22 protein-coding genes and 2 pseudogenes are annotated in these 21,826 nt (G+C 63.9%); 11 read left to right on the top strand and 13 right to left on the bottom strand.

What is annotated here, in order from left to right; genetic code table 11:
- Positions 1–52: 52 nt before the first annotated feature.
- Both EAS64_RS14885 and EAS64_RS43580 read right to left on the bottom strand, forming a co-directional pair.
- Complete coding sequence (locus tag EAS64_RS14885) at positions 53–451, bottom strand: VOC family protein (protein ID WP_145853620.1); 399 nt, start codon at positions 449–451, stop codon at positions 53–55.
- Positions 448–591 carry a hypothetical protein gene (locus EAS64_RS43580; protein ID WP_187365941.1) on the bottom strand — a complete coding sequence of 48 codons (144 nt, stop codon included), beginning with the start codon at positions 589–591 and terminating at the stop codon, positions 448–450. Before EAS64_RS43580 ends, EAS64_RS14885 begins: the two co-directional genes overlap by 4 nt.
- Before the next feature lie 171 nt (positions 592–762).
- Between EAS64_RS43580 and EAS64_RS43575 the strand changes: the two genes are divergently transcribed.
- On the top strand, positions 763–930 hold the full coding sequence (locus EAS64_RS43575; protein ID WP_187365940.1) for a hypothetical protein: 168 nt from the start codon (positions 763–765) through the stop codon (positions 928–930).
- 572 nt (positions 931–1,502) lie between these two features.
- Here EAS64_RS43575 and EAS64_RS14880 read toward each other — a convergent pair.
- Complete coding sequence (locus EAS64_RS14880; RefSeq protein WP_145853619.1) at positions 1,503–2,777, bottom strand: hypothetical protein; 1,275 nt, start codon at positions 2,775–2,777, stop codon at positions 1,503–1,505.
- 370 nt (positions 2,778–3,147) lie between these two features.
- Here EAS64_RS14880 and EAS64_RS14875 point away from each other — a divergent pair, with 370 nt between their 5' ends.
- The 4 genes from EAS64_RS14875 (at position 3,148) to EAS64_RS14860 (ending at position 8,202) form a co-directional block, all read left to right on the top strand.
- Positions 3,148–3,645, top strand: a complete 498-nt coding sequence (locus tag EAS64_RS14875) for a GNAT family N-acetyltransferase (protein WP_222849331.1) — start codon at positions 3,148–3,150, stop codon at positions 3,643–3,645.
- Between the two features lie 1,632 nt (positions 3,646–5,277).
- Positions 5,278–6,219 (top strand): ABC-three component system protein, encoded by a 942-nt coding sequence (locus EAS64_RS14870; protein ID WP_342782055.1) that lies wholly within the window; start codon positions 5,278–5,280, stop codon positions 6,217–6,219.
- Positions 6,216–6,485: an ABC-three component system middle component 6 gene (locus EAS64_RS14865; protein WP_145853616.1), complete on the top strand. Its 270-nt coding sequence runs from the start codon at positions 6,216–6,218 to the stop codon at positions 6,483–6,485. Before EAS64_RS14870 ends, EAS64_RS14865 begins: the two co-directional genes overlap by 4 nt.
- Complete coding sequence (locus tag EAS64_RS14860; RefSeq protein WP_145853615.1) at positions 6,463–8,202, top strand: ABC-three component system protein; 1,740 nt, start codon at positions 6,463–6,465, stop codon at positions 8,200–8,202. The genes EAS64_RS14865 and EAS64_RS14860 overlap by 23 nt, the downstream gene beginning before the upstream one ends.
- 614 nt (positions 8,203–8,816) lie before the next feature.
- Here EAS64_RS14860 and EAS64_RS14855 read toward each other — a convergent pair.
- From EAS64_RS14855 to EAS64_RS14840, 4 genes and pseudogenes are all read right to left on the bottom strand, one after another.
- Complete coding sequence (locus tag EAS64_RS14855; protein ID WP_187365938.1) at positions 8,817–9,323, bottom strand: integrase core domain-containing protein; 507 nt, start codon at positions 9,321–9,323, stop codon at positions 8,817–8,819.
- A 211-nt stretch (positions 9,324–9,534) separates the two neighbouring features.
- Positions 9,535–9,750, bottom strand: a pseudogene (locus EAS64_RS45870) (IS3 family transposase); the annotation flags it as partial.
- A 92-nt stretch (positions 9,751–9,842) separates the two neighbouring features.
- The gene (locus EAS64_RS14845; protein ID WP_145853611.1) at positions 9,843–10,133 is read right to left on the bottom strand and encodes a transposase; all 291 of its coding nucleotides are present in this window, start codon (positions 10,131–10,133) and stop codon (positions 9,843–9,845) included.
- Between the two features lie 4 nt (positions 10,134–10,137).
- A complete protein-coding gene (locus tag EAS64_RS14840; protein ID WP_145853613.1) occupies positions 10,138–10,731 on the bottom strand; it encodes a hypothetical protein in 594 nt (197 codons plus the stop codon).
- 266 nt (positions 10,732–10,997) lie between these two features.
- Here EAS64_RS14840 and EAS64_RS14835 point away from each other — a divergent pair, with 266 nt between their 5' ends.
- Positions 10,998–11,756: a transposase family protein gene (locus EAS64_RS14835; protein ID WP_145852752.1), complete on the top strand. Its 759-nt coding sequence runs from the start codon at positions 10,998–11,000 to the stop codon at positions 11,754–11,756.
- Between the two features lie 16 nt (positions 11,757–11,772).
- Here EAS64_RS14835 and EAS64_RS14830 read toward each other — a convergent pair whose 3' ends face one another.
- The gene (locus EAS64_RS14830) at positions 11,773–12,726 is read right to left on the bottom strand and encodes a hypothetical protein (RefSeq protein WP_145853612.1); all 954 of its coding nucleotides are present in this window, start codon (positions 12,724–12,726) and stop codon (positions 11,773–11,775) included.
- A 195-nt stretch (positions 12,727–12,921) separates the two neighbouring features.
- Between EAS64_RS14830 and EAS64_RS14825 the strand changes: the two genes are divergently transcribed.
- From EAS64_RS14825 to EAS64_RS14810, 4 genes and pseudogenes are all read left to right on the top strand, one after another.
- Positions 12,922–14,084, top strand: a protein-coding gene (locus tag EAS64_RS14825; protein ID WP_439333597.1) for an IS3 family transposase whose coding sequence is annotated in 2 segments (ribosomal slippage) — positions 12,922–13,210 and positions 13,210–14,084 — 1,164 coding nt in all. Because the reading frame shifts where the segments join, the coding sequence is not laid out codon by codon here.
- A gap of 174 nt (positions 14,085–14,258) precedes the next feature.
- Positions 14,259–14,549: a transposase gene (locus EAS64_RS14820; RefSeq protein ID WP_145853611.1), complete on the top strand. Its 291-nt coding sequence runs from the start codon at positions 14,259–14,261 to the stop codon at positions 14,547–14,549.
- Positions 14,550–14,605: 56 nt separating this feature from the next.
- Positions 14,606–14,857 (top strand): annotated as a pseudogene (locus EAS64_RS45865) (IS3 family transposase); the annotation flags it as partial.
- A 211-nt stretch (positions 14,858–15,068) separates the two neighbouring features.
- The gene (locus EAS64_RS14810; protein ID WP_187365938.1) at positions 15,069–15,575 is read left to right on the top strand and encodes an integrase core domain-containing protein; all 507 of its coding nucleotides are present in this window, start codon (positions 15,069–15,071) and stop codon (positions 15,573–15,575) included.
- Between the two features lie 1,235 nt (positions 15,576–16,810).
- Here the strand turns inward: EAS64_RS14810 and EAS64_RS14805 are convergent.
- The gene (locus EAS64_RS14805; RefSeq protein ID WP_222849330.1) at positions 16,811–17,077 is read right to left on the bottom strand and encodes a pentapeptide repeat-containing protein; all 267 of its coding nucleotides are present in this window, start codon (positions 17,075–17,077) and stop codon (positions 16,811–16,813) included.
- Positions 17,078–17,644: 567 nt separating this feature from the next.
- Here EAS64_RS14805 and EAS64_RS14800 point away from each other — a divergent pair.
- Positions 17,645–19,909 carry an NACHT domain-containing protein gene (locus tag EAS64_RS14800; RefSeq protein ID WP_145853608.1) on the top strand — a complete coding sequence of 755 codons (2,265 nt, stop codon included), beginning with the start codon at positions 17,645–17,647 and terminating at the stop codon, positions 19,907–19,909.
- 213 nt (positions 19,910–20,122) lie between these two features.
- Here the strand turns inward: EAS64_RS14800 and EAS64_RS14795 are convergent, their stop codons facing one another.
- From EAS64_RS14795 to EAS64_RS44775, 4 genes are all read right to left on the bottom strand, one after another.
- Positions 20,123–20,923, bottom strand: a complete 801-nt coding sequence (locus tag EAS64_RS14795; protein ID WP_145853607.1) for a hypothetical protein — start codon at positions 20,921–20,923, stop codon at positions 20,123–20,125.
- Positions 20,913–21,170 carry a helix-turn-helix domain-containing protein gene (locus EAS64_RS14790; RefSeq protein ID WP_187365937.1) on the bottom strand — a complete coding sequence of 86 codons (258 nt, stop codon included), beginning with the start codon at positions 21,168–21,170 and terminating at the stop codon, positions 20,913–20,915. Before EAS64_RS14790 ends, EAS64_RS14795 begins: the two co-directional genes overlap by 11 nt.
- Positions 21,171–21,229: 59 nt before the next feature.
- Positions 21,230–21,556 (bottom strand): hypothetical protein, encoded by a 327-nt coding sequence (locus EAS64_RS14785; RefSeq protein ID WP_145853605.1) that lies wholly within the window; start codon positions 21,554–21,556, stop codon positions 21,230–21,232.
- Positions 21,547–21,826, bottom strand: a 280-nt coding sequence (locus EAS64_RS44775) for a hypothetical protein (RefSeq protein ID WP_222849329.1), incomplete at its 5' end; no start/stop codon positions are given. The genes EAS64_RS14785 and EAS64_RS44775, both read right to left, overlap by 10 nt.

Genomic DNA, 21,826 nt, shown 5'->3' with positions numbered 1-21,826 from the left:
CCTCCCTCGTGTGCGCGTGGGTTGGCTGTGATGGTCTTGCCGGCGTGATGCGTTACGTCGAGAGCGTTGGCCGTCCGGTGGAGGCTTGGCATTTGAGTTCGAGGTTGTTTCCGGCCGGGTCGCGGATGAACACCGCGTAGTAGTCCGGTCCGTACTCCGGCCACAGCCGAGGCTCGTGGAGGATCTCGGCGCCGGCTGCGGTGGCGAACTCGTGGCCGAGTCGGACGGTCGCCTCGTCCTCGACCCTGAGCGCAACGTGGGTCTGGCGACCACCGGGGTCGGTCGCCAGCGAGAAGAACAGCTGGGCTGGCTGGCCAGGCAGGGCGTACCCGATCAGGTTCGGCATGTCGAAGGTTCGCGTACCCCCGGCCAGGCTGACGATCTGGTCGTACCAGTCGCCGATGGCGTTCAGGTCGTCGACTTGGAGGACGACATGGTCGAGCAGCGTCATGGGCGCTCTCCAGTCCTACTGCGGCCTCGCTCTGCGGCTGCCGCCTCCCGCAGCGCCGCGACAAGCTCGCTGGCGACCGGCTGGAGCTGGCTGGTGATGGCTTGGGCCATGTTGCCGGGCCTGATGAATCTGACACGCATGAGTGCCTCCGGTGGGACGGAAAACGGGTACCATCAGCTGACCGCGAATTCTCGCGAGCGCTGCCCAGGCATAAAAAATCCGGGCCTGCGATGCCACCGCGGATTTCACGGATGGACCTGCCAGGGACCGGAGCTTAACTTCTACGTTACACGCCTTTCCACAAAACAAAAATGCAGGCCGGCCATTCGGTGCTCGTCACCGGCTTCACCGCCCGTCTCCCGGTGCGGCCCGGCTCGACCCGCCGCCCGAGCACCGCTACCGTCGCCCGCATGACACTGCCGGCCGCCACGGCACCCGACGCCGAGGGCCGCACGCCCGCGCGGGGAACCCAGTTGTAGGACCAGCGTGCAGTTCAGGAGCCTGATTGACCTCGATCGAGGCCCGCAAGTGGTCAAGTCGACCCCGGCGCGACGGGCGTCGGCTAATGCTCCACAACCGAGAACCGCGCTACGAGGAGGCCTCCCCATCGGCAAGTGGCCAAGTTGCCTGATAGTGGACATGTAGTGGCCGACTAGGCCGCCGTCTGGCCAAGTAGAAGCGGTCCCTGCACCGGTCGCGAGAAACCCGGACCCGGCCGTCATTCCGCACCGCCAGCTAATACGGGTTCCATCCCGTACACCTGCCGACACCGGAAACCCCCGCACCCGGAAAACACGCAGACAGTGCCGAAATTAACCTTCCCGCGAACTCCCCGACTAATTACGCGCACAGCTCGTAAAACACTGCGCGGGCGCTGCGCCCCTATGACCCGCCGCCCCGCTCGCAGAACCCGGCGCCTGTCAGGGACAGGGAGCGGACTCAGGCATCCCCGGACCAGCCCGGCATTGACTGCACAAACCCCCAGATCGGACGCTTGCGATCACCGGCGGATGCAGGCAAGGCGGATATCAGTCCACGTCACTGGCGCGAGTCATGGCGGCTGGGCTTGCCCTGCCTTGCCAGTACCGTCTGGTCCGCGGGTTGCTGTGTATACCTCGGCTGACAGGCGGGTGGGGCCGTGGTTGACAGTGGTTGTCACCTCGGCGGCGATGCAGCGGTCATCGTCAGGTGTGACCCGGACCTGGGCGCTGCTGTCTAGCGTGAACAGGCTCTGCCTGGATGCAGGCCCGGGCCGGGATCGTGTTCCCAGGGGGGCACCCGGCGCGGTCGCGAGCGCGAGCAGTTCGTCCGGATCGGCGTTCAGCAGAACGGACAGCCGGCTCACAGCCTCGGTTACTCGGCCGGGGTCGTCGCGCTGCATGGCTGCGGTCACGCCGTCGATGATCGCCTTGATGCTTTGCGCCGGGTCCAGCTGGTGCACGATGACCTTGAGCAGGAAGCTGCCGTGCTCAGCCGGGACGCCGGCCGGCTGCGGCCGTGCCCGGCGGGCTGCGAGCCAGATGCGCGCGGCCAGCCGCGCGGGACCGTCCAGGACGGGGATCTCGGGGATACGGCAGATGAGCGGTCCCTGCTGGACTGCGGTAAACCCGGCGCCGCGCGGGGCCAGGCAGTAGCGGTAGCAACTATGCCGCGGCGTGCCGTCAGGTGCCGGCGGCACGGCCGGGCCGAGGTCCTCGAACCGGATGCCCGCGGAGCCGGGCCCGCCGAACAGCGCGAGCGTCTGGTCGATGTTGTTGAACAGCAGGTTCTCCACGTCGGTCCCGGGCCGGCGCTGGCCGCCGTAGCTCGCGTGCAGGACGCGGCCGGCCGGCGCGGGCAAGGAGCGGATCTCGCCGACGATTACGCGGCGCAGTAGGCCGGCAGACGATCCGGCGGCGGAGTCATTGCGGACATACTCATCAGCCCAGACCCCAAAGCCGCTGGCCGAGCGACGCATGCACGGATCCCGCAGCTGCGCTCCCGCCCCGCTGCCCGCAGAAGGGGACAAGATGCCAGGCAGTGCCCGCGGCCCTGGAGCATCTTCGCCACAGGACGGGCACGGGAGGACCGGCTGCGCGGCGGGATACCGGGCGAGCCGCTGCTCCAGGAACGCCTCTCGCGCGGCAGCCGTGCCGACGTGCCATTTCGCCTGCCCGACCGTCATGACTGCGACGCGCGGGCAAGCCGCGGCGTGCCACCGCCTGTTGAACGGGTCGATGATGAACCCGGCACCCGCGGCAGCGATCTCCCGCAGCTCGCTATCACTCGCGACCTTCCGGGCGCCCTCCGCCCGGGCGGCGCTGCCCGGGCGCACCAGGGTGGTCATGGCACCCATCATGCACCAGCGCCATCAGCTACGGAACGGCCTAACGCCACCACGGCTGCCAAGCGCCCAGGTGCCGTCACTGTGAGTTCTGATCATCCCTGTAGCCTCGAAGCCAAGCGTCCGATATCGCCGAATAGGAACGGTACCTAACCATGTCGGCTGTGAGCGCGCCTGGGCGCCGACTGCCCGATTCTGCGCGTGAGACCATGAAGGCCTCCAGGGTTTCGAGGACGCTGCTCGCCGGTAACCGCCACCGGCGCGCATGGATACCCGGATTGCGAGAGGCGCCGGACCGGGCATCCCGGGTCAATACCTGAGGATGGTAATTTCTGCCTGATCACTGTGGCAATTCCTGTCTTGGAGGACACTCTTGGCCGTCAGCCTGCGTCCGCAGCAACCTGACGACATGCACCTGCTGACCGGCGGGCAGAGCCCGTTCGATGATTTCGGGCCGGCGAGCCGGACGGAGCCAAGGCCCGCGCGGCTAGACGCCGATGGCGGGCTGGCTGTGATCGCCGCCGATGGCCAGCTGGCCGGGGACGTGAGCTGGCACTGGACGCAGTGGGGCCCGACCGCGGGCTCCCGGTGCCCGATGATCGGCATCTGGCTGCGGCCCGAGTACCGGGGCCACGGCATCGGAACTGCGGCGCAAGCCCAGGTGGTGGAGTTGTTCTTCCGGCACACGACAGTCAACCGGGTCGAGGCGCACACCGATGTGGAGAACGTGGCCGAGCAGCGCGCGCTGGAGGCGGCAGGGTTCAAGCGCGAGGGCGTTACCCGCGGCGCGCAGTGGCGCGACAGCACGTATCACGATGGCATCCTCTACGCCGTTCTCCGCGCTGACCCCCGTCCGTCCCTCCCCGCCTGACTTCACCCTGCAGAGCGCACGGCGGACCCTGCGTCGCTGCCGGAACGCTTCGCGGCGCGCATCACGATGGCACAAGCACGCAGATCAGCCAGTTCGATACGCATCTGCACCCCGGCGCCGAGGCCTCTCTAGCCGCGCCTATCGGCGGATCTCGCGCCACCTCTCGGCCGGGTCGCCAACCGTCTTGACACGACCAGTAACAGGCGCTCACGGCGAGGGACGCCTACTCTGCCGCTTGGACGCCGGTGGTTGCCTTCCCAGCGCGCCGGCCAGTGCGGGCACCGCTCAAACCGCGACAGGCACCTGCCGCGGCCAGGTCCACTGGCCCTCGCCGGAACTGTTCCGCCAGCCTGCGGCGAGGTAGGCGGGCTGGAGGATGCGACGGTTGAAGTTGGAGGACCGCCCGGGCCCGCTGTGGGGATTTTGTGGGGATCTTGAAGATCGCGGCTGGTGCCGGCGTCATCTTCCTTCCTCCCCCCTGCGTTTCCGCAGGCAGGAGGGCTGACGCTGACGGTCTGGGATGGAGCCGGTGAGCGGATTCGAACCGCTGACCGTCCGCTTACAAGGCGCATGCGACTGATCGCTGGGGGTCGCTGCTTATGGCTCGGCATGCCGTTCAGCTGCGACAATCGTCGCGCGCCATCGCCCTACGTCGCTGAGTGTCTGCCTTCGTTGGCTCCCCGTTTGGCTCCCAGATGAGAAGGTTCCTGCTCCACCCGGTATTAAAGATGTAGCCCTACGGTTAGTGCGTCGGGCACAGCGCTTCGGTAGCGGTCGTCAGCATGCGTTAGGCTTCAGCGCCATTCCATCTCACCATCTGCCTGACATCTGCACCGTCTCCGCGGCCGGCAGATCATGAGTCCGGTCGTCCGCTACACGTCTTCGTACTGCCCTACCTGCACAAACGACTTGCTTGCCACCTCTTCCGTTGATGACTTGGCCTCGTATTGACCACGTGACACGTCTGTAGTGACTTTTGGTAGACGTTGAAGCGGTCGGCGACGCAAGAAGCCAGGCCGTCACCTACCGTCAGTTCGGCGTGGTCACCCTAGAGCGGGGGCGGTTTGATAAGGCTGAGGTCTGTTAGCAGCCACGCTGCCGACATAGCTTGGCCTGCTGCTCGCCGAGGCTGGTCGGAGCATCGACGCAGCGACAGTGCTGCTGGATGCCGCGCTGCTGCGGCATCAGGTGACCGGGAACTGGGATCCCGGTCACCTGCGGAATCAAGCGCGAGCGCGCTGCTATCGGACAGGCCGCCTTCAGCCAGCTGGTGAGGGCGAAGATCCCGCAGGACCGGCAACCGTCGCTTGAGTCATGACTCCAGAGCGGCATGGGAGGACGGCGGCAAGCGCAGAGCGGCAGCACACGAAGACGCGGCCGCGCTCTGAGCGTTGCTCGCCGCTACCTCGGTCACCTGACCGCCCGCCAGGCCCGTGTCCGCGCTCGAGGGCGTCGGCCGCCGCCTGGAGCCGACCGCGCGGTGTGCCTAGCGCCCCCTTGCGCCCGCGGCAGCCACGCAGGCGAGCCCAGGAGAAACTGCCCGTGCAATTCCGGGACCAGCCCTTCTCGCCGGCATATTTCCAGGTTATGATGAACGCTTGAATTTCGATTCTCCATGAGGCCGGGGTGCAGATGCTCTACGAGCAGAGGGTTCTTGTCAAGATTGAGTTCCACAAGAAAATGGATGAGTGCCGCGGAGAGGAGTTCGAGGACTTCTTTCATGATGTCATGAGCCGCCGCTTCGATGATTACATCGATATAAGGGCGTACGGGAACATCGGGGACAGGGGCGCCGACGGATTAAGGGTGAACGCTCGGGAACTCTACGCCTGTTACTCGCCCCTGGCGATCGACATGAAGGCCATCAGGAAGAAGTTCGAGTCGGACCTGGAATCGGCGACTAGGCAGCGCGGAGGAGAGTTCGACACCTTCGTATTCGTCAGCAATGACCGTTGGGGAACTCACCCGGACATCTCCATGATGCTCTCCGAAGCACAGGCCGCCCTGCCTCGCCTCTCCTTTGCTTCTATGGGGACGAGGAAGCTGTGGAACGAGATCATGCACCTCGATATAGGACATTGCGAGGACCTGTTCGGCCGGATAAAGGTCGAGGAACTCGTTTACGGAATTGGCCTTGCGGACCTTGAGCCGCTCCTTGAGCACCTTATTGCCGCCAGGAGGGAAATTCCTGGCAATTACCATGTCTACATCCCGGATACACGCAAGATGAAGTACAATAAAATATCTCCGGAATACCGGGAGGAACTTACCAGGGGAATGCGTGATTCGCCGCTTGTCGGCGAGTACATCCAGGGGATGAATGACCCGATGTTGGAAGACGAGATGGCCGCAGGATTCGCCTATCACTACCGCCAGTCGAGGGCAGAGCGGGGCGATGACGCGGACCAGGTAATGGAGGACCTGGTGTCCTACGTGCTGGGAAACCGCCGCCCAGGATTGCGGCAGCACGTGGCAGCCTGGGCCGTCGTCACGTTCTTCTTCGAGCGCTGTCATATCTTCGAGCCGGCACCTGACGGCTGGGTGCCGGAGCCCGACGGGGGAACGGGAAGTTGATCACGCCGACGAAGGGGATAACGCCGGACCGGGCGCTGCTGTCTGTGGGGGCGCAGATCGTCCAGCAGCTCGACCAGCCCGCGACCGTCAGCCAGGCGTGGCGGAAGCTGTGCGACTGGCGGGCAGGCCAGGGCTACCAGGCGCCGGTGCCGTTCGGCTGGTTCGTGCTGGCCCTGGACGTCCTGCACGCGGTAGGCGCCGTCGACCTGCGGGACGACCTGCTGACGGTGAGGAGGCCGGGCGATGCTGCGCCGCCTCAGCGCTGACAATCCCCGGTTCAAGACGCTGGAGTTCCGCCCGGGCCTGAACATCCTGGTATCCGACACCACGGCGAGGTCCGCGACCACCGACAGCCGCAACGGCGCGGGCAAGACGAGCGTGATCGAGCTGCTCCACTTCCTGCTCGGCGCGCAGGCCGACGGCATGGTCGTCATGCAACGGCAGCTCCGGCCTGTGACGTTCAGCCTGGACCTGGACTGGCCCGGCCAGCCCGCCGGGGTGCGGGTCTCCCGGTCCGGGGCGCGCGCGGGCGTGGTCGGCCTCGAGCCGGACATCACCGAGTCCCCTGGCGTCATGTTCCGCCAGGCCCGGGGAAGCGCGCCGGTCGCGGAGTGGAACCGGCTCATCGAGTCGGCCCTGTACGGCCTGCATGGCGACCACCCGGGGGTGAGCGGCCGCGCGCTGCTGTCCTTCACGATCCGCCGGGTCACCTCGCACGCGTTCAACGAGCCGCAGCGCAGCTTCAGCCGGCAGCCCGAGGCCGACGCGACCACGAACCTCGCCTACCTGCTGGGGCTCGACTGGCAGCTCGCGGGACGCTATCGCGACCTCGCAGCCAGGGAGGCCGCCCGCAAGCAGCTCCGCAGGGCCGTGAACGACCCCATCTGGGGAAGGATCGTCGGCACCACCGCTGACCTGCGCGCGCAGGTCACGGTCGCGGAATCCAGGACGGCTGACCTGCGGGCGCAGGTCGGCGAGTTCAGGGTCGTGCCGCAGTACGAGGCTCTCAAGGACCGCGCCGACGACCTGGACCGGCGGATCCGGCAGCTCGGCAACGACGACGTCATCGACCAGCGGAACCTCGAGCAGCTCGAGCGGGCCGTCCAGGAGACCGCCGACACCGAGGTCAGGTACCTGGAACCGGTCTACAGCGACCTCGGCGTCCTCCTCGGCGACCAGGTCCGCCGCCGCTTCGACGAGGTCCGCGCGTTCCACGAGGCCGTCGTCCGCAACCGCCGTGTATACCTGACCGAGGAAATCGAGACCAGGCGCCGGCGCCTCGCCGACCGGGCCAGGCAGCGCGCGGAACTCGGCACCGAGCAGGCCGCGGTCCTCCGCCAGCTCAGCGAGGGCGGCGCCCTGGAAGCGCTCACCATGATGCAGCAGGCACTGGCCCGCGAGGAAGCCGGGCTGGAGGCCCTGCGCAACCGCCTGGATGCCGCCCGGGCGCTGGAAGCCAGCGCCCAGCAGATCCGGGCGGAGCGGGCCGGGCTCCAGCAGGAGATCCGCACCGACCTGGAAGAGCGAGGGGCGCGCGTGCGAAGGGCGATGCTGCTATTCGACGACTACGCGCAGCGCCTGTACGGCACCGGCCGCAAGGGCTACCTCGTGATCGACCCCGCCCCGACGAGCCTGAAGATCACGCCGCGCATCGAGACCGACGCCAGCCACGGCATCGGGCACATGTCTATCTTCTGCTTCGACCTCACCACCGCGGTCATCGCCCACCAGGACGGCCGCGGCCCCGACTTCCTCGTCCACGACAGCCACCTCTTCGACGGGGTCGACGACCGGCAGCTCGCCCGCGCCCTTGCCGTCGCTGCCGAGACCTGCGCGGCAGAGGGCATGCAGTACATCGCCACCTTCAACTCCGACGACCTCGCCAAGGCCGAGAGCCGCGGCTTCGACCCCGCCCCGTACGTCATGGAACCGCGCCTTACCGACGCCTCCGAAGACGGCGGCCTGTTCGGTTTCCGCTTCTAGGACAGGCGGGTTCACGCGCGGCTCGCCGGGGAGCGGCCGGCCGCGGTAAGGCCGGAACGCGGCGGGCCGGTACCCGGCCAGCTGGCTGCTTCACTGGTCTGCCAGGACCGGGGCTCTCAGGCAGCCGGGCGGCGGTGACGGACAGGTACCCGGCCGCGGCATCCAGAACGTCGCGCTGCGCCGCCCCGTCCGATTCGTGATACCTGATGGCCCGCTTCAGGGAGACCGCCAGGGCGCCGATCCAGCTGGAGGATCGGCGTCCAGGTTGCGACGCTAAGAGGTGGTGCGAACTCCTGCAGCTGAGATGCTCTCACGATTACTGGGTGCTACGGGCTAGGCGCGCGAAGGAGAGAGCAAAGATTGAGGACAGGAGCCAGCCCAGCATCGCTGCGATGTTGAGCCACCATTGAATCAATGTTCCGTTGCTGACATTGGGGTCGGGATACCACGTGGAGCGCTGATCCAAGGATATAAGGGGGATGACGGTGTCGACGGCGTACAAGGCTGGGCTGAAGCAGCGGACCTGGCCGTCGCCGCAGGGATCTAGCTGTCGTGCTCCCTTGCTCTGGGATTGATCTGCTCCGAGCTTTCCGGACAGCGGATTAATGACTAATTCACGCTGCGGACTGCCGTTCCAGGTATTCATCGTGGACCTGCTGCGGGGTCCGGTACTGTAGCCCGGAGTGCCGGCGCTTCGAATTGTACCAGAATTCGATGTACCTCACAACGTCTCGCCTGGCTTGTTCCCGTGTCGGGTACTGGGTGCGGTGGACGCGCTCGTTCTTCAGCGCGGCGAAGAATGACTCGGCCATTGCATTGTCATAGCAGATGCCGGTGCGGCCGACGGACTGCCGCAGGTTATATTTCTTCAGCGTCATGGCGAACTGCCCGGACGTGTAATTGCTGCCGCGGTCGGAGTGGAAAACAGCGGCAGGAGCGAGCGTGTAATTGCGGGCGGCCATCTCGACGGCCTCCTCGATGAGAGGCGTCTTGTAGTTATCGCCCGTCGCCCAGCCGATCACGGCCTTCGTGTGGCAGTCGATAACCGTATCAGTTACGTGGAATCCGAGCGCGGAAGGCACTGTCGGCCGAAGGCCGTCCTCACCTGCGAGGATTCCCACGTAACACGGATTCTGTGGACTGCGACGAAGGAGCATTCCACAGAATCGCCAAATACAGCCAGCCCTGCCACGTCGGAATATAGGTGATGTCGCCGACCATTACCCGGCCGGGCGCGCTGGCAGTGAAGTCCCGTTTCACGAGATCGGGGATGGCGTGCTCCTGGCCGTCGCCCTCGGTGAGGCTGAACCGCCACGGCCGCGGCTGGCACGGCTCCAGGCCCAGCTCGCGCATCACCGAGCGCACCAGCTCCGGCCCGGCCGGCACGCCCCAGGCCGCCAGGTCGGCGTGGACCCGCCGGTACCCGTACGTCCCGTCAGAATCGTCGAATGACTTCCGCACGATCACGGCGATTATCCCGCGCCTTTTCTCCGTCGCCGATTCCGGCGCGTTCCGCCATTCGTAGAAGCCTGATCGCGATACCTTCATCCACCTGCACATTTTCACGACTGACGGCACGTGCATATTACCCGATTCCAGGTAAGCCGCATACTCCGCGTCGATGAACTCGAATTTCTCGGTCACCGATGGTCGCGGGCGAAGTATGCTGCGGCTTTTTTCATGAACTCAAGTTCCATCTTGAGTTCCCGGTTCTCCCGCTCGAGCTCGCGGAGCCGCGCCCGCTCGGTCAAGGTCGGCGGCGGCTCCTCGCCGGCATGATCACGGCGATAGGCGGCAACCCAGTTGCCGAGGGTGCCCTCATTGATACCGAGCTCTTTCGCCACCCTGGCGATCGGGCGCGACGTCTCGATCACCATCTTCACGGCTTCATCCTTGAATTCAGGCGAGAAGCTCTTCTTCGGTCGGGGCAAGTTTTCAACCTTTCCAGATAATCCATCCTAATGGACGGACTGTCCGGAAGGCTCGGGGCACCTCAGATGGCACTGTTAGGGCACTCGTGGATGGGCTGGCTTGGCCCGGCAGAAGTCCCTGGGTGGTGTAAACGGACCCGGAGGATGTCGTTGCGCGCATTGCCGAATTGACTGACGGCAGTTCAAGCGAAGCGGTTACCAGGACGAGCAGGATGGCGAGGAGCCAGAGCACGCGTCCTGGACGGTAGCCGTAGCCGACGGTCGCGCCGTAGACAGCGTCCAGGGCGCGCCGGGCGAAGGCGCCGCGGCCACTGATGATTCCGCGGGCTATGCGTCGCTGGGTGATCAGCATGTGTTCGGCATGGCTGGAGTAGCCGTGCTGGCGGAACACGCGGGCGGCTTGCTCGTAGGGTCCTGGGTCGAATGGGCTCTGGTGGCTGAGCCAACGGCAGCGGGCGCCCTCGTCCCAGATCTTCGCATCGCTGGGCTGCCCGGTGTTCTGGAAGCGGTCGTAGGTGAATCCAGAGATGGTGAAGCGGGCCGGCCAGTTGTCAGGCGAGTCGGCCAGGAACGTGGTCGACGCGTTGGTGAAGTCCACGCTAGGTGAGATGGATGCCCAGCCCAGATCCATGCCGCCGTTAATGGTCGCTGAGATGGCCTCAATCGCGTGGTCTCGTTGCGGGGTTAGCTGCAGAGGCGTGCCCTCGAACCGCCCGCCGTTACATTGAGCTGATTCCATCCTGGGTGTAATGGGTTCGTCACGATCTGGCGTAGGCGCGGCGTGTCGCTGCCGGGCATGAGGAAGCCCCCGGTAAGTGAGCTAGTCGACCAAAACTTGCTTCACTTCGACTACCAGGGGCTTCCGTGCTTTTCTACCGTGCTGCGCTGCCGTTGTCCCGTAAGACCCTTAACTTCGTGGCCGGGATCGTCCGCCGGCACCTGAAGGCGCTCGGGTCGCGGTGGCGGAAGCTGAACCCGGGGCAGCAGGCGCTGCTCGTGCTCGCCTACCTGCGCAAGGGCGAGACGTTCGCCGACCTCGCGGCCGGGTTCGGGATCGGCAGGACCACGGCTTGGCGGTACGTGAACGAGGTCGTGGAGCTCCTCGCGGCCAGGGCGCCGAAACTCCGGCAGGCAGTCCGCGATGCTAAAAGGGCAGGTCATGCCTACGTCATCCTCGACGGCACGCTTATCGCAATTGACCGTCTCGCCGCGGACCGGCCTTTCTACTCGGGCAAGCACAAGATGCACGGGATGAACCTGCAGGTCATCGCCAGTCCGGACGGGGACATCCTGTGGGTGTCCGGGGCGCTGCCCGGCTCGGTGCACGACAAGAAGGCCGAGTGGATCTGGGGCGTGCTCGACGAACTGGAGAAAGCCGGCCTGGTCACCCTCGCGGACAAGGGCTACCAAGGGAGTACCTGGGCAAAAGTCCCGTACAAGGGCCGGAACAAACCCGAACCGCAGAAAGCAGCCAACCGCGCACACGCGAAACTCCGCGCGCCCGGCGAGCGTGCGAATGCCCAGCTCAAGACGTGGAGGATCCTCCGCAAGCTCCGCTGCTGCCCCTGGCGCGCCGGGAAACTCGCCAAGGCCATTCACGTACTGCAGCTACGCGAGGCATAACCAGGTTGGAAACGGCTCATTCCAGCCGGCCTTCGATCAGGCAGCGGTTGAGGACGAGGAGGCCGTCAGAACGGAAACCGTTGCCCAGGCGCACCGAGCCTTTCACTGTTGCCTGGTGCAGGTTGAGTGTGTATCCGCCTGAGTGAGACAGTTGGGCGTCCTTGGCAAGGACAATGCCGCCTATCGTCGCGTTCCGGAACCGGATGGCACCGCCGCTGGCACGCAGGCCTTGCAAGTCAACATCACCATCGACCACCGCGCCTTCTGCGGCAATGAGCGTGCTCAGCTCGCTGTTGGTATCGGGCCACTCCAGTGTGGCTCCTAGAGAGAGCCGCCCGTGGATGCGCGCCCCGGTGATCCGCGTGGTGCCCTGGACCGTCACGCCACTGTCTAGCCTCAGATCAGAGAGGAGGTCGGCGTTGGTCAGGTCCAGTGCGGTGCGGCCCGGCGCGGTCAAGGAGCATCCAGTGCCGATGGATACGCGGCTCAGTTCGCTCATGGATAGATCCATGCCGCCGCTCACCTGGCAGGCTCCTTCGAGGGCAAGCTCCGCGCCCACGGAAAGCCGGGGGGCGCTTAGGGCAGTGCCCCCCGTCCTAGCCCGTGAGTATCCGCTGTCCACCGGCATCTCGGCGGCGGCCTCGAGCGACGCGTTGCGAATGAAAACCTGCCCACCGATCCGCGCGCGGCCCATGTCGATGAGGCCCTGGACGAGCGGACGCCGGCCGGAGGTGTCGTCAACCAGAAAGATGCTGCCCTCGACCACTGCCTCGCCGAGGTCCAGGGCCAGTCTGGTGAGTGGCGATTCAAGCCTTGCGCCCGTGAGGTCAAGCGAGCCGCCAACCCGCGCGCCTATAAAACGCAGTTCTCCAAGCGCCGTGAACTTGTGGATCAGCCGGATGTTGCCGCCGACGTGCATCCGGTCAGCTTGAATGGAGCGTTCGCCACCGCCGTCAATCACGGTATCCACGCACAGCAGCCGACCGCCGATCTCCGACTCACATAGCCAGATCGCTGACCGCTTCGATGTGCTGGCGCTGGTCCGCAGGGCCCCCGTCACTCGCGTTCGGGACAAGTCAAGATCCCGGCGGATCCGGACTGAGCTTGCCCCCGTTTCCCGGACACCTGACCTGAGATGGCCTCGGCCATCAGGAAGGATGTCCCCATGCCCGCACCGCACCCTCCGGAGTTCCGCCAGCGCGCCGTCGAGCTCGCCCGCCAGGGCACCGCACCGATCGCCAAGACCGCGAAAGACCTCGGCATCAGCGAATCGTGCCTGCGGAACTGGCTCGCCCAGGCCGACGCCGACGAAAGCAGCAGCCCGCTAAAGCCAACCAGCGCGGAAAAGAAAGAGATCGCAGAGCTGCGCCGGAAAAACCGGCAGCTTGAGATGGAAAACGACATCCTCAAGCGCGCCGCCGCTTACTTTGCCAGGGAAAGCGTCCTCCCAAAGTAACCTTCCGGCTGGTCCGAGAGCTGGCCGATACCGGAATCCCGGTCGCGGCGGCCTGCCGGGTACTGAACGTGTCCACGTCCGGCTATTACGAATGGCTCGGAAAGCCGGAATCGCCGAGAAACGCGAGGAACAGGGAGCTTGCGAAGATGATCGCGGCGGTTCACGAGGAATCGCGCGGCACTTACGGGTGGCCGCGGGTGCACGCCGAGCTGGTCCTGGGCCTGGGCGAGACGGTGAACCGCAAGCGGGTCGCCCGGCTGATGCGCGAAGCCGGCCTGCAGGGCGTCCACCGGCGCAAAGGCCGGAAGAACCTGGTCAACGCCGCGACCGAGGAAGACCTGGTGCACCGGCAGTTCGCGGTCGCCGAGCTCGACCAGCTCTGGCTGACCGACATCACCGAGCACCCGACAGCCGAGGGAAAGGTGTACTGCGCGGCGGTCATGGACGCCTGCTCGCGACGGATCATCGGCTGGTCAATTGACGTCAGCCAGAAATCGGAGCTGGTCATCGACGCGATCGGCATGGCTATCCTCCGGCGCCGCCCGGAGTCAAGCAAAACGATCCTGCATTCCGACCACGGAACGCAGTACACGTCCTGGGCTTTCGGGAAAAGGCTCCGCGACGCGGGGCTGCTCGGCTCGATGGGAACGGTCGGGGACTGCTACGACAACTCGATGATGGAATCGTTCTGGGGCACCATGCAGATAGAACTTCTTGACCGGAAGGCATGGAAATCCAGGAAAGAGCTAGCGAACGCGATATTCGAATGGATAGAATGCTGGTATAACCCCGCGCGAAGGCATTCCAGCCTCGGGATGCTCAGCCCAGCCGACTTCGAGACACGACTCAGGCCGCCAGACCACGGCGCCTGACCCCACACCCGAAGTGTCCGGCGAACGGGGGCAAGGTCAGACACCGTTCGCCAGCAGGCCCGGTAGCGGCGTGCATCCTCTCAGTCCAAGCTCGTAAAGTTCGGCGCCCTGAGGTGCCCCGAGCCTTCCGGACAGTCCGTCCATTAGGATGGATTATCTGGAAAGGTTGAAAACTTGCCCCGACCGAAGAAGAGCTTCTCGCCTGAATTCAAGGATGAAGCCGTGAAGATGGTGATCGAGACGTCGCGCCCGATCGCCAGGGTGGCGAAAGAGCTCGGTATCAATGAGGGCACCCTCGGCAACTGGGTTGCCGCCTATCGCCGTGATCATGCCGGCGAGGAGCCGCCGCCGACCTTGACCGAGCGGGCGCGGCTCCGCGAGCTCGAGCGGGAGAACCGGGAACTCAAGATGGAACTTGAGTTCATGAAAAAAGCCGCAGCATACTTCGCCCGCGACCATCGGTGACCGAGAAATTCGAGTTCATCGACGCGGAGTATGCGGCTTACCTGGAATCGGGTAATATGCACGTGCCGTCAGTCGTGAAAATGTGCAGGTGGATGAAGGTATCGCGATCAGGCTTCTACGAATGGCGGAACGCGCCGGAATCGGCGACGGCGAAAAGGCGCGGGATAATCGCCGTGATCGTGCGGAAGTCATTCGACGATTCTGACGGGACGTACGGGTACCGGCGGGTCCACGCCGACCTGGCGGCCTGGGGCGTGCCGGCCGGGCCGGAGCTGGTGCGCTCGGTGATGCGCGAGCTGGGCCTGGAGCCGTGCCAGCCGCGGCCGTGGCGGTTCAGCCTCACCGAGGGCGACGGCCAGGAGCACGCCATCCCCGATCTCGTGAAACGGGACTTCACTGCCAGCGCGCCCGGCCGGGTAATGGTCGGCGACATCACCTATATTCCGACGTGGCAGGGCTGGCTGTATTTGGCGATTCTGTGGAATGCTCCTTCGTCGCAGTCCACAGAATCCGTGTTACGTGGGAATCCTCGCAGGTGAGGACGGCCTTCGGCCGACAGTGCCTTCCGCGCTCGGATTCCACGTAACTGATACGGTTATCGACTGCCACACGAAGGCCGTGATCGGCTGGGCGACGGGCGATAACTACAAGACGCCTCTCATCGAGGAGGCCGTCGAGATGGCCGCCCGCAATTACACGCTCGCTCCTGCCGCTGTTTTCCACTCCGACCGCGGCAGCAATTACACGTCCGGGCAGTTCGCCATGACGCTGAAGAAATATAACCTGCGGCAGTCCGTCGGCCGCACCGGCATCTGCTATGACAATGCAATGGCCGAGTCATTCTTCGCCGCGCTGAAGAACGAGCGCGTCCACCGCACCCAGTACCCGACACGGGAACAAGCCAGGCGAGACGTTGTGAGGTACATCGAATTCTGGTACAATTCGAAGCGCCGGCACTCCGGGCTACAGTACCGGACCCCGCAGCAGGTCCACGATGAATACCTGGAACGGCAGTCCGCAGCGTGAATTAGTCATTAATCCGCTGTCCGGAAAGCTCGGAGCAGATCACCCTCAACGATGAGCGGCATTTCGAACTCGCAGTCCTCAAAGCACAGCGGGAAGCGCACATCCGCCCCGGAGAAGTCCAGGGAACCTGTAATCACAGCGTTACGCAGCCTCACCCCGTGACGACCAGCACGATCGTTCTGCTCATCGCAGCACTGTCTAAGGAGGGCTGCATCCACGGGTCGCCGGGTGCCGCAGTCCCCGCAATCAAGGAGATGCCCCGCTGCGAACGCCTCCATTATCTCGGCCTCGCCGACCTGCTCCGTCATCATTCTCCCAGGCCACGCAGACTAGATAGGCTCCTCGGGAACGTACCGTCTCTGGAGCCCGCCCAGCAAGGCGCACTGCCCCGCCCGGGCAATCTGGACCCGAGGCATGGTTTCCCGGATACCTGTGACTGCTCTCCCCGAGCCCAGACGATCCAATTTGAGTGATCGCAGTGAACAATGTGATCTCAGAGGAGCATTTGTCGGCGTAGCTGCGAGCGCCCTCGCCTCGGCCGACAGTTCTTGCTGGCTCGCTTCCGCGAGCTTTCCGCGAGGGGGCTCGGCCGGATGGCCAGCATTCGCGTCGGAGAGCCGGTCTGTTCGGTAACGGCCAAGTCGCGTTGTCAGCGCCATCCACTTCCTGGGTTGGTTCGTGAGGGCTGGGATCTTCGCGAGTGACTCCCGATCCCGGGACGTAATGGGGACGAGGTGCCCAGACATCTCACCGCTTATCCGGGTGTTAGCCTCCGCTGCGAACGGCAGTTCGGCCTCGGGCTGGGGTCCCGGGGCCGGATGGGCCGCTGCAGATCACCTCCTCTTGGATGGCCATCTGGTTGACGCCCTCGAGCACGCCTACGGGGCGCTGGGCTTGGAGGACGCCGCAGGCGGCGTCGCGGAGGATCCAGCTGGCCGCATCGCGGGTTTTCAGCACTGCGGGCACGGGTGGCGCCGAGTTTGTCACCTACAGAGTTCAGGGAACAGCTGCATGTACGTGAACGGGCCAGCGGCATCGAGGAAGTCCGGGCGGAAGGTGCCATGGGGAGTCAAGGCGCTGAACCAGTCGGACTTCGCTTTTCAGGCGCAATTTTACCGTCGCGCAAGGTTGCCTGGCGGGCCTGACGTGCCTGCTAGCTGGGATAACCGTCGACCTGGGTCGCCTTGCGTCGCCGGGTGGCTGGCAGTGTTGGCTCTCCGAATGGCCCCCTCGACTCAAGACTGCGGCTCGGCTGGGTAGGGAAATGTATCCCGGCGGTCACCGTCTTTTCCGGCTGCGTCAAGAAGCACCGGTTCGAAACCTTTCGCGCCAGTGAGGTCCGCGCGGGAGAGGTCCGCGCCCATGAGGCCAACACGGGTGAGGTCCGCATGGGAGAGGTCCGCGCCGGTGAAGTCCACAAGGTGTCCGGGAAACGGGGGCAAGCTCAAGAAGTGCATGCCGATTAGCTTCGCGCCGGAGAGGTCCGCGCCGGAGAGGTCCACGACGATTGTGGATTCGTCATTGGCAGTGTTGCGGGTGCTTACAACCGTCAGGGCAGCTTGGAGTGCGGGGCAGCTCGACGCCCGGGGCGTCGGCTGAGCCGCGCCCTTTCGAGCGGAGGCGCTGACGGGCGCGGCCCAGCAAACACCGCGCGACTACCCGCCATGGCGACGCATCCCTCGCCACCGTGCGTGGCCCCTCCGGAATGTAGAATTCGGACATTCGCTAGAAAACGAGTGATCAACGAGAATTAGACATTGCCAAATCGAGACTGGCCACTGATGGTTGGGGTGAGTCCCCACGTCAGCAGACCTTTACAGGAGAGTTCATGATCGCACCTGTAGATTACTGGGCGTTTCTGTGGCCCACTCCTCGGAGGAGCCGCATTCGTCTGCTGGCTGTGAGGCACAGTTGGAGATGTAGGGCACCACGCCTGCAAGTGGCATCTCAGCTAACCACAGCTCTTCGCTGCATGTATGCATCGTCCGCCTCACTGTCCATTAACCCGCTTTCTTAATGAGTAAAGAGTAATCTTGTCCAGAGGAACGCGGGCGCGTACGGTTATTTTCTTGGTGGCAATGCTCGCTCTCGTAAGCGGCGTTGCACTGCCGGTTGTCACATGGTTCGCTCTCAAATCTGACCACGATTGGTCGATAGACGAGAAGCTCGCCATTGTCGGCATTATTGCCTCTATTGGGGCCGGCATTGCCTCAACTGTGGCTGGGCCAGGCTTCACTCAATGGCTTGCCGAAATCACCGACAAGCACCCGTCGAAGCAGGGTGAATTGCACGACCCCGCGCACTCTCAAATTAAGTGGCTGAGGACCCAGATTCTTTCCAGGAGACTCTACGGGCCCCATTCGACTCTCGAGCGTCAAGGCGTCGTCGGTGATCTTTTCAATCTAAATTCTAAAAGCTTTTCAATCTCTGAATCCGGGCGCCTCGTGGTGCGCGGTCGCAAGTTTCTAGTTACTCAGATCGCTGAGATATGGTCTCAAGATCCCCGTCGAATGGTAATCCTGGGAGAACCGGGCTACGGTAAAACAACTACAGCGCTAGTCCTACTCGGTCAGATCAATTCAGTCAATGATCGGGCGCTACCCGTAGCGGAGTTGTTCCCATTGTCAGAATGGTATAGATGGCAGATATTTAGAAGCTCTCCGCAAATCGACGATTGGATTGCAGCCCGGCTCGCCCAAGAATATCCGGAACTAGGGTCCGGGACAGCAAAGGCTTTGGTTGAGCAGGGTAGTATATTGCCTTTGTTCGATGGGTTCGATGAAATCCCAGCCACGAAGAGAGAGGAATGCCGTAGAGCAATTGAAGCGTACGCAGGACGTACAGTTCCTTTCAGGCCGTTTGTCCTAACATCGCGTGTTGGAGATTTTCTTGAGGTTCCCGATAGCTGGATATCAACGGACCAGAGAGTTATCCTCCTTGGCCTTGAGGCAGAACAGGTAATTCGTGCGCTGCATTCTCTCAGTGCTCGATCGACCGGATGGAAGCGAATTTGCGAGGACCTTAGAGACGCTGATCAGAGGCTGCTCGAAATTTTCACAAGCCCGCTTCGATTCTCTATTGCCACACAAGTATACAAGTATTCTGATCCCACCGAACTTCGTGGCCTTGATGTATCAGCAGCCAGAGATGTCCTGTGGCAACGTTTCTTGCAGGAGAACGGCGGCGTATTCGGATACGATGGCGCGCAGGACGTCCAGCGGTGGCTGGGCACGATTGCCTCATGGATGGATGAAAGTTCATCTCAGAGTTTTTCGCTAACTGATATCTTCCGCCACGCAGACAAGAGCCAACTGAAAAGTGCTAGACTGATCCAGAATATTTTCGCAGCCATCCCAAGCGGACTCATCGCTGGATTCGTAGCAATGGCATACGGAGCGACCCTGACTGCTGTGATTGCCGGACTGGCGGCAGGGATCGGTGCATGGTACGCCCCCAGCTTCGCCAAGTTGATATTCGAACTCAACGACGCCGAGCTAGGAGGCTGTGCGGAAGGTTTTCTGAGCTTCGTGCCAGCATGGTTCGCCGCAATTGGCACATGGCTTAGTGCCTTTTACAGATTTGGCGCGCCTGGCGCCCTTGTTCCTTCATTGATAGTGTTCTGGTATGCCTGCTCAACTCTTTCCCTCTTTTATGCAATGCTTCCCGAACCGGTTGCAGTTAAGAAGATGAGAGAGAAAAGTCGGAAGAATAGCCAAAGAAAAACCTCCAATAATCGGAGAAGCTCGGTCATCGAGGTGCTTCGTGACGATCCTGCGTTGCTACTGCTAAGTCCAATCTTTTATTTCATTTTCTTTATATCGGTTTTTTCGATTTACGCGTCCAGACTGTCATTGTACCCTGCACGGATGGTTGGCAACTTGTCTGCAAGGCTCATCGGTTATATCGCACCACGGTCACGCCGACGCAACAACAAAGGACTAGCGGAACGCACAATCTCGCCAAGCGCTGTCGGTGATGTGAGCTTCGTCATCCTCCAGTGCGCGGCTGCCGCCGTTGTGCTGGCACTCGTCATAAAGCACTATATTCCGGAATCCATCACGGCGGGCATTGCTGCCGTCACGCTATCTTTGTCCATTTGTTACGCCTTCTTTAGCCGTTTTGGAAGATTCTTCAACCTGTACTTGATTGAAAGGTCGTTCGCCAGAGAAGGGCAGCTACCGGCCGATCTGAAAGGATTTCTGGACTGGTGCTCCGAGCCGGAACGGTCATGGCTCCGACGGTTTGTTGGATATAACCTTCAATATGAGTATTCATTTCGGCACAGAGATTTGCTCGAATATCTCGCACGTAGTTATAGATCACTAGGACAATAAGTGACCGACCTAGCGGACAAGCGCCGACTGGTGCCCGAACCTCCCAGGTAACTGGGGAGGTCAAGCACGCGACGCCCCACCGATCTGGCGGTCGCAGGCTGACATCCAATTTCACACCTCCTTGGGGCCGCCGTGAGTCCACCAGCGCATGTGCGCTGCTTCCAAGCCGAGCATGGGACCCCGGAGCCGCAGGCCAGGCAGTCGCCGAAAGCGTTACTCCACATCCATCTCACGGTTGGGTCCGACGACGCGGGGGCGAAGCTGCGCGAGCTCTGATGCTGGGGTGCCTTCGTGATTGATGGCTGCTTGGTAGGCGCGTTCGACGGCTCGCAGGCGGGCGGCGGTGCGGGCTTCCTGGAAGGCGATGGTCTCGCGGTTCTGCTTGCCGAAGGAACCTGGGGGAAGGTTCTGGCTTTCGCGCTGGATTTCGCGGGTATGGGCTTCGCGGTTGGTGGCGCTGCTGGTGATGGCGTGGATGGCGGCAGTGGCGGTGTCGGTGTCGAGGATGAGAGTGACGGTCTGGCTTTCGGGGTCGTGGTGAGCCAGAGTAATTACCGGCCGGTAGCCGGCTTCCGGTGGCGGCTGCTGGCGGCGGCCGCTGTCGCGGAGTCGGTCGCGGAGGTCGATGAGCTTGGCGTCGGCTTGGTCCATCTGCTCGCAGACGGCTGAGAAGTTCGGGCCGATGGGGCCGCGGTCCTCGCCGCGGGCGACGACGTACTGCAGGAGCCGGGATGCGTATGGCCGATTGGGGTGGCTGGCCGACCAGGCCCTTTGGCGGAGTTTCGGGTTGAGGGCGCGGGTGACGGCTCCGGTCTGGGCGAAGCGGATGAGGTGTCGCATGAAGTCGGGGTCGTCCTGGGAGCGGGGCAGCAGCCATAGGGCCATGCGGCGGGCGGTGACGTGGTCGATGGCGGTGCCGCGCTCGTCTGCTTCGGCGACGCCTTGCCTGATCAGGTGCTCGTACAGGTCCAGGTCAACTCTCCGCCTGTCCTGGGGGTCGGGATCAGGGCACACGGTTTGCCGCCTTGAGTTCGCTGCCTGGGGATGCCTGGGGCTTGGGTGTGATGGCGAGGAACTGTTCTAGGTGCTGGCGGGTGATGATGCGGCGCCGGCCGATCTTGAGGTAGGCCAGGTGGCCGCGGCGCATCTCGTCGTAGAGAAGGTCGCGGGATAGGCCGGTGAGCGCAGCGGCCTCGTCGACGGAGTAGGCCAGCCGTTCGGCGGGCGGGGTCGTTTCCGGGCTGCTGGCTTGCCGTGGCACGAGAGCTTCGGGTGCGGGCGTGATGCCGGGTGCCCGGTTCCTAGATGAGTGCCGGGCACTCATCCCGCGGCCTCGGGGTCAGTTGACACGGCGTTCTTGCCAGCGTCTGTGTGACGGTTGGCCGAGGCGGTCAGGATGAGGACGTCGGGCACAGTGAGGCCGAGTTCGGCGGCAAAGCATTCGAGGTGGCTCCATCGTGGGTGCCCTGCGTATATGTCGCCGCTGGTGAGGTCGGCAAGGATCACGGCGGTGAGCGCGCTGTAGCGGTCCATGGAGCGGCCGGGGAGCGAGGAGACTCGCCATAGGTGCTCCTCTCCGTGCACACGCCAGGCCGTGTGTGGGGTGGAGTCGCTGGTGATTGCGTCGTCGAGGAGGGTCAGTGCCATGGCTGGCTGCCTCCGTTACGACGTGCCGGGGTGCTGTTGTCCTGCCGGCTGCTCTTGCGGGGCCGGGCGGGCGGGTGGATGTCGGGGGCGATGCCGGTGCCGGTGGCAGGCTTCCATTTGCTTTTGGGCTTGTAGCCGGGGGTGTGTTGAGCGGCACCCTGGGTGCTCACGTAGTTCCGGGTTTCCGGCATTGTGTTTCCCGATGATGTTGGGCTGCGTGTTTCCCTGGCCTGGGTGTTCGTCGGCGGCGGCACCTTGCCGATGGGGGCA

Origin of the sequence: Trebonia kvetii (assembly GCF_007827045.1) — a bacterium.
Lineage (GTDB): Bacteria > Actinomycetota > Actinomycetes > Streptosporangiales > Streptosporangiaceae > Trebonia > Trebonia kvetii.
The sequence above is the reverse complement of the archived record's forward strand: the minus strand, read 5'-3'. Positions and strand labels throughout refer to the sequence as shown.